Origin of the sequence: Okeania sp. SIO3I5 (assembly GCF_010672085.1) — a bacterium.
Lineage (GTDB): Bacteria > Cyanobacteriota > Cyanobacteriia > Cyanobacteriales > Microcoleaceae > Trichodesmium.
In genome coordinates this window covers 26,736-43,048 of record NZ_JAAHHT010000003.1, presented here as the reverse complement: position 1 = coordinate 43,048, position 16,313 = coordinate 26,736, and the positions used below count along the sequence as shown (strand labels likewise).

The 16,313-nt window shown below is 35.7% G+C and carries 13 protein-coding genes; 8 read left to right on the top strand and 5 right to left on the bottom strand.

Annotated features, from left to right (window positions below):
• The first annotated feature begins 41 nt into the window (after window positions 1-41).
• The 3 genes from F6K40_RS01170 (at window position 42) to F6K40_RS01160 (ending at window position 1,858) form a co-directional block, all read left to right on the top strand.
• On the top strand, window positions 42-545 hold the full coding sequence (locus tag F6K40_RS01170) for a DNA recombination-mediator protein A (protein ID WP_293130218.1): 504 nt from the start codon (window positions 42-44) through the stop codon (window positions 543-545).
• 17 nt (window positions 546-562) lie between these two features.
• Entirely contained in the window at window positions 563-985 is a 423-nt protein-coding gene (locus tag F6K40_RS01165) for an MAPEG family protein (RefSeq protein ID WP_293130215.1), read from the top strand.
• Between the two features lie 381 nt (window positions 986-1,366).
• Complete coding sequence (locus F6K40_RS01160; RefSeq protein WP_293130212.1) at window positions 1,367-1,858, top strand: YajQ family cyclic di-GMP-binding protein; 492 nt, start codon at window positions 1,367-1,369, stop codon at window positions 1,856-1,858.
• Between the two features lie 433 nt (window positions 1,859-2,291).
• Here the strand turns inward: F6K40_RS01160 and F6K40_RS01155 are convergent, their stop codons facing one another.
• Together F6K40_RS01155 and F6K40_RS01150 are read right to left on the bottom strand one after the other, a co-directional pair.
• On the bottom strand, window positions 2,292-2,495 hold the full coding sequence (locus tag F6K40_RS01155) for a hypothetical protein (RefSeq protein ID WP_293130209.1): 204 nt from the start codon (window positions 2,493-2,495) through the stop codon (window positions 2,292-2,294).
• A 341-nt stretch (window positions 2,496-2,836) separates the two neighbouring features.
• Window positions 2,837-4,012: a tetratricopeptide repeat protein gene (locus F6K40_RS01150; protein WP_293130206.1), complete on the bottom strand. Its 1,176-nt coding sequence runs from the start codon at window positions 4,010-4,012 to the stop codon at window positions 2,837-2,839.
• Window positions 4,013-4,471: 459 nt separating this feature from the next.
• Between F6K40_RS01150 and F6K40_RS01145 the strand changes: the two genes are divergently transcribed.
• Window positions 4,472-5,188, top strand: a complete 717-nt coding sequence (locus F6K40_RS01145) for a hypothetical protein (protein WP_293130203.1) — start codon at window positions 4,472-4,474, stop codon at window positions 5,186-5,188.
• 432 nt (window positions 5,189-5,620) lie between these two features.
• Here the strand turns inward: F6K40_RS01145 and hemL are convergent, their stop codons facing one another.
• Window positions 5,621-6,919: a glutamate-1-semialdehyde 2,1-aminomutase gene (gene hemL / locus F6K40_RS01140; protein WP_293130200.1), complete on the bottom strand. Its 1,299-nt coding sequence runs from the start codon at window positions 6,917-6,919 to the stop codon at window positions 5,621-5,623.
• A 558-nt stretch (window positions 6,920-7,477) separates the two neighbouring features.
• Here hemL and hisIE point away from each other — a divergent pair.
• From hisIE to F6K40_RS01120, 4 genes are all read left to right on the top strand, one after another.
• Window positions 7,478-8,134, top strand: a complete 657-nt coding sequence (hisIE, locus tag F6K40_RS01135; protein ID WP_293130197.1) for a bifunctional phosphoribosyl-AMP cyclohydrolase/phosphoribosyl-ATP diphosphatase HisIE — start codon at window positions 7,478-7,480, stop codon at window positions 8,132-8,134.
• A gap of 613 nt (window positions 8,135-8,747) precedes the next feature.
• Window positions 8,748-9,191, top strand: coding sequence for a lipocalin-like domain-containing protein (locus F6K40_RS01130; protein WP_293130194.1), 444 nt, complete (start codon window positions 8,748-8,750; stop codon window positions 9,189-9,191).
• A gap of 535 nt (window positions 9,192-9,726) precedes the next feature.
• Window positions 9,727-11,196 carry an alpha-amylase family glycosyl hydrolase gene (locus tag F6K40_RS01125; RefSeq protein ID WP_293130191.1) on the top strand — a complete coding sequence of 490 codons (1,470 nt, stop codon included), beginning with the start codon at window positions 9,727-9,729 and terminating at the stop codon, window positions 11,194-11,196.
• Window positions 11,197-11,851: 655 nt separating this feature from the next.
• Window positions 11,852-13,135 carry a DUF7453 family protein gene (locus F6K40_RS01120; protein ID WP_293130188.1) on the top strand — a complete coding sequence of 428 codons (1,284 nt, stop codon included), beginning with the start codon at window positions 11,852-11,854 and terminating at the stop codon, window positions 13,133-13,135.
• Between the two features lie 52 nt (window positions 13,136-13,187).
• Here the strand turns inward: F6K40_RS01120 and F6K40_RS01115 are convergent, their stop codons facing one another.
• Window positions 13,188-13,943 (bottom strand): cobalt-precorrin-6A reductase, encoded by a 756-nt coding sequence (locus tag F6K40_RS01115; protein WP_293130185.1) that lies wholly within the window; start codon window positions 13,941-13,943, stop codon window positions 13,188-13,190.
• A 331-nt stretch (window positions 13,944-14,274) separates the two neighbouring features.
• Window positions 14,275-15,120 carry a hypothetical protein gene (locus tag F6K40_RS01110; RefSeq protein ID WP_293130182.1) on the bottom strand — a complete coding sequence of 282 codons (846 nt, stop codon included), beginning with the start codon at window positions 15,118-15,120 and terminating at the stop codon, window positions 14,275-14,277.
• Window positions 15,121-16,313: the final 1,193 nt, after the last annotated feature.

Sequence of the window (16,313 nt, the reverse complement as noted above, 5' to 3'; positions counted from 1 at the left end):
TATAATCCTTTTGGCAGTTTTATTACGTATAGATAAAATCTTTGAGTCAATCAATTGATATACCCAAGGTAGATGATTTTTTAGAGGAACTTTTAGCAATCCAACAAACAGGTTCTAAGAGAATTGCTGTGTTGGGTTCTCGTCATGTTCCTATTACTCATCAACAATTAATTGAGTTGTTAAGTTATGCCTTGGTTTTAGGTTCAAATAATATTATTACATCAGGAGCAACTGGTACTAATTTAGCAGTAGTTCGGGGGGCAATGAGGGCTGACCCTAATTTGGTTACTGTAATTTTACCTCAAAGTCTGGAACGGCAACCAAGAGAATCTCGTAAAGAGTTAGAGAAGGTAATTCATGTGGTGGAAAGTCCTAAAAACGATCAATTATCTTTAGCTGAAGCGAGTTCTATTTGTAACCAAGAAATTGTTTCTAGATGTCAACAGTTAATTTGTTTTGCTTTTCACGATAGTCATACTTTATTGAAGACTTGTCAAGATGCAGAAGAACAACGTAAAGTAGTAACTCTATTCTATTTTGATTAGTTAATTTTACTAAAAAAATGAGTCTGTTGGAATTACCACCATCTTCAATCTTTTTAGATTGTATAGTTTTAGGATCAATACTGGTCTATGCACCTTTTTTAGTAGTAGCCTACGGTCGTGTTAAAGTAGGCTATGATTTGGGTGCGCCTCGTACTTTGTTTGAAAAGTTGCCTGATTATGCTAAGAGGGCAACTTGGGCACATCAAAATTCTTTTGAAACTTTTATTTTATTTTCAGCAGCTTCTTTTATGGCTTATTTGACAGAACAAGATTCTGTATTAGCTATAGGAGCAGCAGTTGCTTTTGTGATTGGACGATTTTTTTATTCGATATTCTATATTTTGAATGTACCTATCGGGCGATCGCTCATGTTTGCTATTAGTTCTTCTGGTACAGCTATTTTGTTTATTCTCAGTTTAATTAGTGTTAATAATTTGTAAGTATTCAGCTATTAGCTATTAGCAGTCAGCTCTCAGCTTATTGATAAATTAAGCAAGTATTAGCTTAACTTCTACTACTTTTTTTAACCTATAATAAATTGAAGCAGAAGAACGATTTGCAAAAGTTAAAGGTAATGAAGCTGATAGCTAATAGCTGACTGCTGAATGCTGAAAATAATTTTTAGTCATCTATTTTTGTGACATAAATTTTTATTAATTAAGTAAAATCTGCACCAAAACCAGAAAAAAACAAGAAACCGGGTTTATTGCCCTAATTATTGTTCTTTATTAGGAAATTTCGATAAACCCGGTTTCTACTTAGGTAAATGCTTACGATAGGAATTTTTATTAAGTAAAATTAAAATAATATCTGAAAAAATTATGGCATCTACATCATCATTTGATATAGTCAGCGATTTTGATAGACAAGAATTAGTGAATGCTATAGATCAAGCGGAGCGAGAAATTAAAGCTCGCTATGACTTGAAAGATTCTAATACAACTTTAGAATTAGGCGAAGATACAATTACGATTAATACGAGTAGTCAATTTAGTTTAGATGCGGTTCATACTGTTTTACAAACTAAAGCTGCTAAACGGAATTTATCGTTGAAAATATTTGATTTTGGTAAAGTAGAATCTGCTAGTGGTGGTAGAGTTAGACAAGAGGTTAAATTGCAAAAAGGTATTAGTCAAGAAAATGCTAAAAAAATTACTAAGTTGATTAAGGATGAATTTAAAAAAATTCAAGCATCTATTCAAGGTGATGCGGTGAGAGTTACTGCTAAGTCTAAGGATGAATTACAGGAAGTAATTCAAAGATTAAAAGCAGAAGATTTTCCCATGCCATTACAATTTACTAATTATCGTTAAAAGAGGGATTCAATAATTAATAATTAACAATTAATAATTAACAATTAATAATTACCTGTTTTTTTTAATAAGAGGATTGGTTAAAAGAAATTTCTTTCTTTTTTCTCCTTGAAAGGAGAGGCTTTATACTTTGATTTTTGGGTAAGGGAGTAAGGGAGTAGGGGAGTAGGGGAGTAGGGAACAAACAAAAAATATTTACCCCGTCAAAAGTATAGATATTTGACCTCATAATAACGCGAACCTCTGTGTTATATAATCTGATTCTATTCTAAGTTTAGAATGTCAAAAAAACTTTCTTTAAAAGTTTGCATTTTAGTCAGACAAGAGTGGAAAAATCACTCTAAAAATTCTTATTCCTATCTCCTCTAAATTCCAATTTATCCTGACTTCTGACTGCTACTATTACCAAAAAAAAATTTTGAGTAAATCCTAATTAATCATCCGGAAATTGCCAGCAAGAAATCCGTTCAATATGATTACTATTACAATTAGGGCATATTCCTTCCCAAGATGAATCTACCCACTCATGTTCACAGCTATGACAATGACAAAATATATTGTTAATATTAGCGTCTTGAATTTTTTTCTGCCAGGCTTGCAATAGAGAAATATCTTGTTGTTTGTTATTTTTTGACATTTTTACTCTAATTATCTTTTTCAAGAACTATAACGTTGCAGTTTAGGGTACAACCCCTCATTTGTTCTCCAAACCTCATATAAAATTAGGTTAAACAATTAATTATATATTTGTGGGAAGATAGGGAGATGAGGAGATTGAATCTTGAAGTTAAGTCCGAGAATTATGAATAGACTTTATATAACCAGATTCTATATCATCCAAAAATTCCAATAACTATAACGTTGCAGTTTAGGCTACAACCCCTCATTTGTTCTCCAAACCCTCATATAAAATACAGAAATCATCAATATTTTTTCCCCTTACTTTCTACTGCCTACTCTCTCTTGGAAATTTTTGGGTTAATCAAGTTTAATTTCCCTTGCCTTCTCCCAACTTTTGTTAGCCTCATTTATCAAACCCAAATCTCTCAAAACATTTCCTCGTTCATACCAACCATTATAAAAATTAGGCTTAATTTCTAACGCTTTGTCATAAGAATTAACTGCTTCTCTCAAATTTCCCAAACTAACCAAAAAATTAGCCTTATTATACCAAGCCAAATAATAACCAGAATTAATTTCTAAAGCTTTGTCACAACTAGCGATCGCTTCTTCCCATCTCCCCAATTTTCCCAAAGCTTCTCCACGGTTATTCCAGGCCAAATAATCATCAGACTTAATTTCTAAAGCCTTGTCATGGCTAGCGATCGCTTCTTCCCACCTTTCTAACTGTACTAATGCCTTGCCCCGATTGTACCAAACTTGATGATAATTAGGCTTCAAAGCTAAAGCACTTTCCCAACTATCAACCGCTCCAGCTAAATCTCCAGCTTTTGCTTGCTCCAAACCTAACTGAGCAAATATTTCCGAATTTTGCTCCGCAGACTGTTGTTGATTTTCTACTCCCACCCCAAGTTGACTAACCATTTTCTGAATAACTACTCTTGGATCGCTCGTTTGTACCCCCAACTGTTGGGCAACGGTAGCTAATAAATTAGGATTTTCCTGCAACTTAACTACCAAATTTTCCAAAGCTTCATTTTCTTGATTTTCTCCTAAAGATGGTTGAGGAGAAGGAGAGACACCACCATCAGGTCCATCATATTCCCAAATTGCTCCACTATTATCCCGACTTAAAAGTTCACTACCAATATTATTAGCCAGAGTTCCTAGAGATTCTAGAGAAGGGAGCGATCGAGTCAAACCAGCAAACCTAACCATTCTTTGAGCTAATTCATCATTGGGTTTCGGAGATGCTAATAATCTTTCTCCAAATCTTTGTAGCCATTCTTGCCAAAGTTCAGGTTTACCTCGGTCTCCCAGGTCGTCAAAAAAAATCTTTACTCTTTCAGGAGACCAACCTTGGGCAATACCTTCTAAAAGTTGACCGAAGAGAAAATCATAATCTGTATCTGTTAAAGGTGGGAGAGACTGAGATAGTGGTTGAGTTTCTGAAAGGTTTGTTTGAGGTTGAGAGAATAACCCCAAAAATTTTTCCCATAAATTTTTCAGCCATTGCCAAATTCTGCGAAACATTTTTTGGTTAGTATTGTAAAGTTTTATTAATTTTATAGAAAAACATAGGAAAACAACTAAAAATATCTTAGACTGAGAAAGGATTGCAGAACAGATCGTTAAATGTTTACAGGAGGGATAATACAGTTAATAGAACGTACTATTATTAAAAAAAATCATCTGGTGTCAAATACAATGAGTCATGTCAATGGAAGTTTAAACACCGATGCGAAAAGTAGTCCCAAACGCTTTTAGCAATGGGATAGAGGGTGTTGTAGTTCACCCCGTTAAGGTAACACTTAATTAAAACTAAGTCAAGGAATATTTTTCTATAGATTTAGTAACTATTTACAGAAATCAGTAAAGCAGTATTTCCAGAAAATCAAAATGTAAATTTTTGTTAAATATTTGAGGAAGAACACTGATATTTGATGAAGAGCACTGTTAAGAGTAACAACACGGAATAATTAGGAGCTAATCGTGAAAAAAATTAATCCATTCGCTGCAACTCTTTTTTTGATTTCAAGTTTATTAATACAGAACAAAGCCAATGCTTTTACGGTAACAGCGTATTCTCCAACAGATTTTTCTGATGAGTTGGCTGGAATCTCTGGATTTACAATTGAAGACTTTGAGGATACGACATTAATACCCGGTTTGAGCGTTGAATGGAGTGGACCACAGACAGGACCTTTTACAACTTTACCGAGAATAATTAATAATTCAGATTACTGGTTTACACCTAATAATGCTTGGGACGGAGAAAATATGTTAGGAAATTTCAACCCTAGCGGTGGATATGCTGATATTACAACACTTAATTTTGCAAATAATGCAACTTCTGTAGGAATTGGCATATCAAATTATCAATATAATGGAGCTACTCTTCAGATTAATGGCAATATCTATGGTGGTCTTTCAGATTTTAATCCGGTAATTCGAGGATTAGGTAAAAACGTATATCTCAAAATAGATGCTCAAGAAGGTGAAGTTATTAACTCAATTGGTATTGATGGTCTTTCAGGAGATTTCATCGGATTCGACCATGTAGCTGTTAATAGTAGCGATAACATTACCCCAGTCCCTGAACCATCTTCGACAGCTACAATTATAATGTTGGGAAGTTTTGGAGCGATCGCCACCTTCAACCGAAAAAGAAAACAACAAAACAACAAATTCAAATCTAATAACCTTTAAAACCAATAGGAATTACGTATGAACACTATTGGTAGGGTGTGTTTCCGCTAAGAGCGGACATGAAAAGCGCGCTTAGTAACGCACCAATACTCTACAGGACTTACGCAACAGCACTAATGATAGTGGTTATATCACGATTAACGACTAAGTTATACACTATATATAGTTGTACTGCGTAAGTCCTGACTAATTGTAAGAATTTAGTGGAAAAATAAAAATTACAGATTCCTGTAATGCTTTTGTAGCATTAACAGAAATATATAAGGAAAAAATATTTGCTTTATTTTCTTGGGTAAATTTGTAGCAGGATTCTGGAAAACCAACCTCAAACTATTGGGAATTTTTTTTATATTTACCATCTCAGATTTTACTGATAACCGAAGAAATGGGTAATAGAAAAATGACAAATCATCCATTACCCATGACAAACTCTTAAAGACTCGATATTACTTCTTTTGCAGCAGCCAAAGTCCGGTCAATATCCTCCTCAGTATGTGCTAAAGAAGTAAACCCTGCCTCAAACTGAGAAGGAGCCAAATAAATTCCACGCTCCAACATTCCTCGGTGGAACTTGCTAAACTTGCTCAAATCAGACTTTTTCGCATCTTCATAATTGTGAACAGGTCCTTGATGGAAAAACATACCAAACATTGCACTAATATTCCCACCACAAATAGCATGACCAGTGTCTTTTCCGATCGCCAATAACCCATCAGCAAGCTTCTTAGTAATCTTGTTTAATTTTTCATAAGTACCTGGTTTATGTATCAATTCCAGAGTCTTAATACCAGCAGTCATAGCCAAGGGATTACCAGAAAGAGTACCAGCTTGATACATCGGACCTGCTGGAGCTACCATTTCCATAATATCTTTACGACCACCATAAGCTCCCACTGGCAAACCACCACCAATAATTTTCCCTAAAGTTGTCAAATCTGGAGTAACATTAAATTTTTCCTGAGCGCCACCATAAGCAATACGGAATCCAGTCATCACTTCATCAAACACAAGCAAAGCACCATTATCCTCCGTAATCATCCGTAACCCTTCCAAGAAACCTGCATCTGGGGTAATAAATCCAGAGTTCCCCACCACAGGTTCCAGGATAACACCAGAAATTTGGTCAAGGTTATCAGCAAATAGTTGCTTAACTGCCTCTAAATCGTTGTAAGGAGCAGTTAAGGTATTGCTAGTCACAGACTTAGGCACTCCTGGAGAGTCTGGCAGACCGAGAGTTGCCACACCAGAACCAGCTTTAACAAGAAACATATCAGCGTGGCCATGATAACAACCTTCAAATTTAATTACTTTATCTCTACCTGTAAAAGCTCGCATCAGACGCAATACAGCCATACAAGCTTCTGTACCAGAGTTAACAAAGCGGACCATTTGGATACTCGGTACAGCATCAATAACCATTTCAGCCAAAGTATTTTCTAAAGCACAGGGGGCACCGAAACTTGTGCCTTTTTCCAAAACTTCTTTCAGAGCGTTTAATACTTCTGGGTGAGCATGACCACAGATAGCAGGTCCCCAAGTGCCAACATAGTCAATATATTGGTTGCCATCGACATCCCAAATGTAGGCTCCCTTAACTCTGTCAAATACGATAGGTTGGCCACCAACAGATTTGAATGCTCTGACTGGAGAACTAACTCCTCCAGGCATGAGTTTTTGAGCTGCTGCAAAAATTTCTTCGGATTTAGTGGTATTTAGTGTAGTAACTACCAATTTTAGTCTCCTTAATTTGTCTTTAATTTCAATCCCGATTTGGGGATTTTATGTTAACAAAATAATATAAACCTATATCTATATTTTGATAATTGTATCATTGCAGTGGGTGTTTTTTTTACAGTAAATTTTAGAGAATTATGAAGCTATTTTTTGACAATTTATATGTTTTATGATAGATGCTAAAAATGGGTGCATCTCATATTGCAAAAATACTTTTTTCCTAGAGTGTGTCATCAATTAAATCTGAAAGAGATACATGGCAAGAGTTTTGGGATGCTAGGTCAAGAAATACTTTACTTCGCTCTCTACCAAGACTTACAAAGCGTTTAACCTCTAATTGATGACAAACCCTAATTCTCTGTTCCCTGTTCCCTGTTCCCTGTTCCCTGTTCCCTGTTCCCTGTTCCCTGTTCCCTAAAAGCAATAAATTTTTGGCTTTCTTTAAAATTGAGATGCACCCCTAAAAATAAATTAAAATTTAAGATTAAACATTCAGAAAATACTTAAAAGATATCCTAAACTCCGAATATACAAATAAATTTTTTGGGGCACATAATGTCTACCTCCCAACCAGTAGCTTTAAGTCAATCAATTCCAGTGGAGCAGGTTCGTTACAATGAACGGGGACTTGTGCCTGCTATTGTCCAAGATTATTTAGATGGTACGGTGTTGATGATGGCCTGGATGAACCAGGAATCATTACGAAAAACTCTCGAAACCGGGCAAACTTGGTTTTGGAGTCGTTCTCGGCAAGAGTTTTGGCATAAGGGGGCAACTTCTGGTCATTTTCAAAATATTAAGTGGATTCGCTATGACTGCGATAGCGATACTTTATTAGTGGGAGTTGAACAGGTGGGAGATATTGCCTGTCATAAAGGGGAAAGGAGTTGTTTTCATCTGGTGGATAGGAAGGTTGTGAAGCCACCGGCGGATATGTTGTCTCAACTTTTTGATGTGATTAGCGATCGCCGTGACCATCCCCAGGAGGGTTCTTATACTTGTAAGTTGTTTGCTGGAGGAGATAATAAAATTCTTAAGAAAATTGGGGAAGAGTCGGCAGAAGTGGTAATGGCGTGCAAAGATGATGAGAAAGAGGCGATCGCTTCAGAAGTGGCAGATTTGTTTTACCATACTTTAGTTGCTCTTGCTCACCATAATGTTGAGTTGCGGGATGTCTATCGGAAATTGGATGAACGTAGACCACAAAAATAGCGTTGCTGAATACTGGGATGATTGAGGCCGAAACGGGGACGCGGGGACGCGGAGACACGGGGACACGGAGACATGGGGATTATGCTCGATGCTCGATCGACAAAATCATCCCACAATTATACAATGCCAAAAATAATTAGGACTCTGAAAAAAGTAGAGTGTTGGGAGGGTTGGGAATCGAATCTTGTCTGCTCATGGATATCAAGATACATGAACTTTAACGACTGAAAAGCTGGCTCTTTTTTTCACTCCAAAAAAGACACTTGCCTTAATTGTTGGGTTGCTGAATCATTGTATGATTTTTAGAATCACCCGTACAGTAGTCAGTAGTCAAAATAGCTTTTTTCCTTACTATCAATCTTACTTAGTAGTCAATAGTCATCTCCAGAAAAGAGGGAACAGGGAACAGGGGGGAGTAATTGATAATTTCTGGATCAGAACTGAACTTGTAATTTGTTAAATAGATCCCAAATTGGTTCTATAAATCTCCCCACACTTCCCACACTTCGCACCCTTCCCACACTCTTTTTACACCAATGCTACGGGATTTGATATTATTTCTGCCTACTCCCTCTTTTCTGTTAATTTCTGTAAAACAAAATCAGGAACTAAAATGACACAAAATCAATTTGTTGGAACTTGGCAACTGGTATCTTTTGAACTCAAAGATGTAAATGGTGAAGTAAGCTACCCTTATGGTAAAGATACGATCGGGTATCTAATGTATGCAGAAGATGGATATATGTCAGTAGTAATTATGGCTGCAAACCGCTCCAACTTTTCTTCTGAAGATTTTTTTGGAGGAAGCACACAGGAAAAAGCTAATGCTATGGAAACATATCTCTCCTATTGTGGTAGGTATGAAATTAAAGATAAAAAAGTAATTCATCATATTAAAGCCTCTTTATTTCCCAACTTGGTTGGTATAGATCAAGAACGTTTCTTTGAATTTACAGAAAATTATCTATCATTAACTACACCTTCCTTTAAGAAGAGTGACAAACGGTTGACTGCACATCTGATGTGGGAGCGTTGTACTAAAACAATACCAACTTGATATTTAGATACAGCATTAATAACCTTCTGGGCAAAAATGATTAAAAACAGATCGCTTTGCCAGTGAAAGATTTGTTTGATCAGACCTTATATCATGTTCGGATAAACACTAACTATAAAGTCATTGCGACTTACACTCGTGGAAGATATATCTCAATGGTTTGAGATATATCTTCCATCTATATCCTAATTATAACTATTCAACCGAACATGATATTAGTTATTTTCAGCTTTCCTTTCAAAATGTTATAAATAGTTTTAGGTAGTGGTGTACAAGTAATGATACTTGGAATAAAAAGTTAACTAGGGAGCTTAGATTATTATACATTAAACAGGACTTATGCAAATTGACTTTTAAAGCACCATTTGTAGGAGCTAATGGTATTCGCCCTCCCTATATGTAGAGTTTCTGCCTAAGTCCTGTTAAATCTAGAATTTAATTGCTTTTCTGTTCCCTATTCCCTGTTCCCTTCCTCCAGCTTAAATCACTACATTTATAGGACTACCTAATTTTAGACTCTCAAATATGAAATATTATGATTAATCCTTTCCTATATCAAATAAACACCCGTGTTTGGCTAAATAAATTATCCCAAGAGTTTGGTCGTCGCGCCACCTTAGATGATATTCCCGATGCAGAATTAGACCAAATAGCAAAGTTGGGATTTAACTGGGTATACTTTTTAGGAGTTTGGCAAACAGGAATAATGGCGCGAAATATCTCTCGTGCAAACCCTGATGTGCAAAAGGAAGCTATGGAACTTTTTGGTGATGAGTTCCAAGAAGATTATATTTGTGGGTCTTGTTTTGCCGTAACTGGTTATCACATCCATGAAAACCTAGGTGACAATGCAGCTATGTTCCGACTGCGCGATCGCCTCCATCAACGGGGGCTCAAACTCATGCTTGATTTTGTCCCCAACCATACCGCCCCCGATCATCCTTGGGTACAAACAAATCCTGACTTTTATGTTCAGGGAACTCACGCGGATCTAGAACGAGAACCCTACAACTATATACAGGTAGAATTGCCAGCAGGTAGCCAAATATTTGCTCACGGAAGAGACCCCTATTTTCCAGGTTGGTCTGATACTTTGCAACTGAACTACGGCAACCCTAAATTACAGGAGGCGATGTTAGCAGAGTTATTCAATGTTGCTCATTTGTCTGATGGCGTTCGCTGCGATATGGCAATGCTAATATTGCCAAATATTTTTGAGCATACTTGGGGTATTTCAATACAACCGTTTTGGTATGATGCAATTTCCCAAGTTAAAGAGCAACATCCAGGTTTTGTCTTAATGGCAGAAGTATATTGGAATTTGGAGTGGGAACTGCAACAGTTAGGATTTGATTTCACTTATGACAAACAATTATACGATCGCCTCCATCAAAAGCAGGCAGTTCCTGTTAGACAACATCTTTATGCTGGTCTTGATTTTCAAAATAAGTTAGCACGCTTTATGGAAAATCACGATGAACCCAGAGCAAATAAAGATTTTCTACCAAGAGTGCATGAAGCTGCTGCCATTTTGACTTATTTTACCCCTGGTTTACGTTTTTTCCATCAAGGTCAGTTGCAAGGTTGGTTTAAAAAAATTTCGATGCACTTATGTCATGCTCCTGAACAAGCTACTGTTTGCAACATAGAGAGATTTTACCATCAATTATTAAATTCTTTAGCTCTGGATATTTTCCATGAGGGAAATTGGCAATTACTTAAATGTGTACCTGCATGGGAAAGAAATTTCACATGGAATAATTTTATTGCTTTCACCTGGGAAGGAAAAGATGAGCAACTGTTGTTGATAACTGTTAACTATGCTTCTTATCAAGGGCAATGTTACGTTCATTTACCATTTGATACTCTCAGAGGTAAAACGTATCAACTGCAAGATTTAATGAATGATGTTAGTTACGATCGCTTGGGAGATAATTTGGTTTCACGAGGTCTATATTTGGATTTACCTGGATGGGGTTATCACGTTTTCGATCTTATTAGTTAGGAAATAGTCGTAGTCGTAGGTTGGGTTAAGCGCTAGCGAACCCAACACACCTAATACCGTTTTATAAGATGGGGACTTAGGCAAAATATTAATCATATCAAATCCGCTTAATTGTGTATAAAAAAATGCTCCATATTCACGAATTACCAAATCTTTCTAGCTCTTTCCATCTCCCCACACTCCCCACCCTCTTAATATCTAATGACACCGATACTACCGGATTTGATATCATACATCATCTGTAGGGGCGAACAACCGTTTTGCTCCGCAACATGAAACGCCCCTACTACATAAGGTGGTTCTACGTAAGTCCTGAAGATATAAAAACTTTGATCGACAATAATTTCAGTTTCTAAAGTTTGCAGTGACTGTAACTATTGGAAGGAAGCAATTTCAAAAGTTTTAGAGATTGCTTCCCTTTGGTCGAAATTGATATGATGTCTGCCAAATTACCCATAATATCAAATCTCAAAAAGTTGGCTATATATCCTTTGTAACTCGGAGATAGGGAGATGGCAGTCAAATATAGCATTATTATTCAGAAATGTAATATGTCTTGACCATTATAGTTTAGCATGATATAAGTAAATATATTTGGACAGTTAAGCTTTCTTAAACTGATCATACATACTTTTCATTACCTTTAAATAAGATTATGGCTTTTACATTTACTCGCATTACTAATACCGATACTCCAATTCCTAACGATACAGAAAATTTTGCAGGTTTTGGTTATTACATTGATTTTACAGATTTTAGTGATTTAATGGGGCCTGCTATTAATGATAGTGGAGGTATAGCATTTTTAGGAAGAAATTCTGAAAATCAGACTGGTATCTACACATATATTGATGGCTTCAATGTTGTTGCTGACACCAATACTCTAATTCCAGATAATCCAATCCCTGATGAAACAGATACTTTTGTGAGTTTCTTGCCTCCCACAATTAATAATAATGGAAATGTAGCATTTACAGGTATTTTAGCATTTAATGATTTTGGGATACCAACTCTTTTCGATACAGGAATTTACACAAATATTGACGGATTAAACCGAGTTGTTGATATTAGCACTCCAATTCCAGGAAGCACAGAAACTTTTGACAGCCTAAGTCTATTTGCCACCTTAAATGATAATGGAAATGTTGCTTTTAGTGGTATTTCATATAACGATGAAGATAGTTTTCCTACAATATCATCTGAGGGAATTTATACTAATATTGGAGGTATCAATCTAATTGCAGATACAAATACTCCCATACCAGGAGAAACAGATAACTTTGAATCTTTGGGCTTCGTTTCTATTAATAATAATGAAACTGTAGCATTGACGGGTTATAATTCCAATTTTTTTCCAGCAATTTATAGTTATTCAGAAGGTGATTTAACTGCTATAGAAAATCACTTCATTGCTCCTGTTCTCAATAACAACGATGAGATAGTATTCAATAGTGGTTATGGCATATTGACAAATATTGGAGGAATTAATTTAGTAGCAGATATAAACACATCTATTCCAGATGGTATTGGTAACTTTACTGGATTTACCTCTGAAGTTTTTGATCCGTTTAACTCTATTGAATCTGACGCATACTCAATTAACGATAATGGAAAAGTCGCATTTGTCGGAGTAGGAACAAATGAACAACAAGGTATATATACTAATCTCAATGGTATATTAGAAAAAGTTGTCGATCGCAATACACTCCTAGACGGCAAAACTATCAAGGATTTAGCTTTTGGTCCAAAAGGTTTAAATGAAAATCAAATCGCCTTTACAGCTCTATTCACCGATGGTACTGAAGGCATTTATGTTGCTACTAATACTCCAACTTTACCTCCACCAACACCAGAAACCGTCCCAGAACCCAGTATGATTCTAGGTTTGATTGTACTAGGTAGTTTAATCCTAGGAGGCACAAGAAAGTTTAAACACTGAATATTAAAGATTAATTGAGGAGAGAGAGGACTTTTCCTTTTTCTCCCTATAGTCAATCACTATAATTTCTCAACCAAGACACTGCACTTTCTACATCAGTAACTTTTTCTCCTTCAGGAAGAGACGGACGTTGTATCATTACCACTGGAATACCTAATTCCCGCGCAGCAATAATCTTAGGGTAAGTAGCATCACCTCCACTATTTTTACTGACGATCACCTCAATTTCATATTTTTGCAAAAGCGATCGCTCTTCTTCCAGAGAAAAAGGTCCCCGCTCAGTCAATATTTTTCCTGGGGGTGTAATATCTGGTTGAGGTTGTTCAATCATCCGCATCAGAAACCAGAAATTTTTGAGGTGAGCATAACTTCCTAGCTCTTGCCTACCAATACTCAGAAATATTCGTGAACCTAATTCTGGTAAAACCTTGACAGCAACTTCGTTATTTTCAACTTCTAACCAGCGATCGCCTTCCATCTTTTTCCAAGCAGGACGGACTAACATTAAACGGGGAATATTTAGTTGTGAAGTAGCGATCGCTGCATTCCAGGAAATTTTAGATGCAAAAGGATGAGTTGCATCAACTAGCAAATCTATTTGCTGTTCTCGTAGATAATCTATCAACCCAGATACACCACCAAAACCACCAATTCTTGTAGGAGTGGATTTCATAACAGGTTGACGAGTGCGACCCGCAAGAGAATTTATTACCTCCAACCCTGGTATAGTAGAAGCTAGAGTTGTTAATTTCAAGCTATCCCCAATGCCACCTAGAATTAGCACTCGTTTGTGTTTTGCCACAGTCATTTCAGTTATCAGTTATCAGTTATCAGTTATCAGTACCTCCGAATAAGGATTTACATGAACGTAGGATGGGATGGCGTTAGGGGAGCTGCTCTGCAAGAGCGGGTTTCCCTCATCTAGTCGCTCGGAAGTACGCCATATCCAATCTTCCCTTGAGAAGAAAAAAATTGCTTTTAACCAAATCCTTCTATTGTAGAAGACGTAATTTTAAATTTTAAATTTTGAATTTTGAAAAATACCGATGCTACCGGACTTGATATAAAAGGGGCAGGAGACCTGATTTTTTCGTCAGAGATGAATTTTAAATTTTAAATTTTGAATTTTGAATTGTAGACTATCTTTCTACTGCACTAGGAGCAAACCGAACTTCTATCCGTCGCCGACTCTGATCGGGATTTCGATTTGCCCCAGCATAATCTCCACTCGGATTATACAATTGTGCAGCAGAATAAGCTCTAAATTTTAAACCCAATTTTTGCAGACGAGGATTTTTTTGCAGTCTTTGTACCACTGCTAGAGCGCGCATTAAACCTAAATCTGCATTCGATCCTGCGGCTAAACTACTAACAGCTCCATTACCTTTAGCAACTTGTTCTAACTGGGTATCTAAATTACTAATACTTCCTTTATTTACCTGACCGTCTGTATGACCAATTACTTCAACAACATAACCCTGATATTCTTTAGCAAAATTCTCAATTTGCTTAACTAAATCTTCCTCGATAAAACCTTTTAAATTTCCCGATATTTCGGCACTTCCTGATTCAAATCTCCGAGACTGAGAATCTCTAATTACTATCACAGGTGGAGACTTTAATTTTTCAATTTCTGTTTGTAATTCTGTCACCCTATTTGATTTTTGGTTTAACTCTTCTTTGGAAGTAGTTACTAATCCTTGAAGTTGTGTAGCTTGATTTTGTAAATTTCCAATTTTTCTTTGTAAACCTGTCACTTCATTCGTCTTTTGTTGGAGTTGATTTTGTAAATTAGTAATTTCTTTTTGTAGTTTTATAGCGCGATTTTGATTCGCATCAGAAATTGATTCTATAAACAGAGATTTAATAATAGCTAAGAGTAATAACAAACTTAATATCATAAAAGAATTAGACATTAAATCTGTAAACGCTGGCCAAACTTCTAGGTCGCGATTATCTTCAATAATTCGTGAACGATGACGCATAGTTAAATTAATTCCTATTTTTTAAGGAGTATCCATTAATGAATAATGAATAATGAATAATGAATAATGAATAATGAATAATGAATAATGAATAATTACCTTTGGTTAAAACCGTGAGGGAATTGAATATAAGGAAATATCCTAGCACTTTTCTCTAGTTGCTCAATTGGATATGGCTAGTTCATTAATGGATAATGGATAATGGATAATAGATAGTTATCTCTCCCTTTTAGGGAAAGGATTGACTAAAATGAAAAAATTTATCTCCCTTTTATTGGGGAGGCTTTAAAGCTGAATTATTTAATTATTTAATTATTTAATTATTTAATTATTTAATTATTTAATTATTTAATTATTTAATTATTTAATTATTAATTATTTCGGTAATCCATCTATCCCTCGACTTCCCCTTTACTGGAGAGGCTAATAAAGCTGAATTATTTAATTAATAATTATTAATTATTGGGTAATTTTAGAAACGCCATATCTTCAATAAAATATAGCTAGTTTTTGATAGAATTCCTAACAGTATCTTTTACATTCATTTTCCTTTCTACAGTATTAGCGGTCGCGTTTATATGCGTAGTAAAGGGGAACTGAGTTCTATCGCTAAGAAATTCAACTTTTTTAGTTGAATAAAAAGTCATGCACATAGGCGAATTAGCCCAGTTAATCTTTATAATATCATAAAAATTTTGAGGATGCAATCGAAAATCCTTTGAGGCGCTGAATTTTTTGGAAGCTTCAGAAAATGACAATGTGATTGATTTTCCACCCTAGGAGCGATCGCTCTTAAAGATTTGATAACAGGGAAAACAACCATATATCTTTACGATCAGCTCCAAAATCAACTATACTTTTTTGGGGATTGAATAAAAAGTCATGCGCATGGGCGAGTTACCCCAGTTAATCTTGATAATATCACAAAAATTTTGAGGATGCAATCGAAAATCCTTGATTTTTTTGGAGCTTCAGAAAATGACAATGTGATTGATTTTTCACCCTAGGAGCGATCGCTCTTAAAGATTTGATAACAGGGAAAACAACCATATATCTTTACGATCAGCTCCAAAATCAACTATACTTTTTTGGGGATTGAATAAAAAGTCATGCGCATGGGCGAGTTACCCCATTTAATCTTGATGATATCACAAAAATTTTGAGGATGCAATCGAAAATCCTTGAATTTTTTT

What these genes read in the sequence shown, in the direction of transcription:
- F6K40_RS01125 (WP_293130191.1), top strand. Translation starts at nt 9,727, where the DNA reads ATGATTAATCCTTTCCTATATCAAATAAACACCCGTGTTTGGCTAAAT.
- F6K40_RS01120 (WP_293130188.1), top strand. Translation starts at nt 11,852, where the DNA reads ATGGCTTTTACATTTACTCGCATTACTAATACCGATACTCCAATTCCT.
- F6K40_RS01165 (WP_293130215.1), top strand. Translation starts at nt 563, where the DNA reads ATGAGTCTGTTGGAATTACCACCATCTTCAATCTTTTTAGATTGTATA.
- F6K40_RS01115 (WP_293130185.1), bottom strand. Translation starts at nt 13,943, where the DNA reads ATGACTGTGGCAAAACACAAACGAGTGCTAATTCTAGGTGGCATTGGG.
- hisIE (WP_293130197.1), top strand. Translation starts at nt 7,478, where the DNA reads ATGTCTACCTCCCAACCAGTAGCTTTAAGTCAATCAATTCCAGTGGAG.
- F6K40_RS01155 (WP_293130209.1), bottom strand. Translation starts at nt 2,495, where the DNA reads ATGTCAAAAAATAACAAACAACAAGATATTTCTCTATTGCAAGCCTGG.
- F6K40_RS01160 (WP_293130212.1), top strand. Translation starts at nt 1,367, where the DNA reads ATGGCATCTACATCATCATTTGATATAGTCAGCGATTTTGATAGACAA.
- F6K40_RS01130 (WP_293130194.1), top strand. Translation starts at nt 8,748, where the DNA reads ATGACACAAAATCAATTTGTTGGAACTTGGCAACTGGTATCTTTTGAA.
- F6K40_RS01110 (WP_293130182.1), bottom strand. Translation starts at nt 15,120, where the DNA reads ATGCGTCATCGTTCACGAATTATTGAAGATAATCGCGACCTAGAAGTT.
- F6K40_RS01150 (WP_293130206.1), bottom strand. Translation starts at nt 4,012, where the DNA reads ATGTTTCGCAGAATTTGGCAATGGCTGAAAAATTTATGGGAAAAATTT.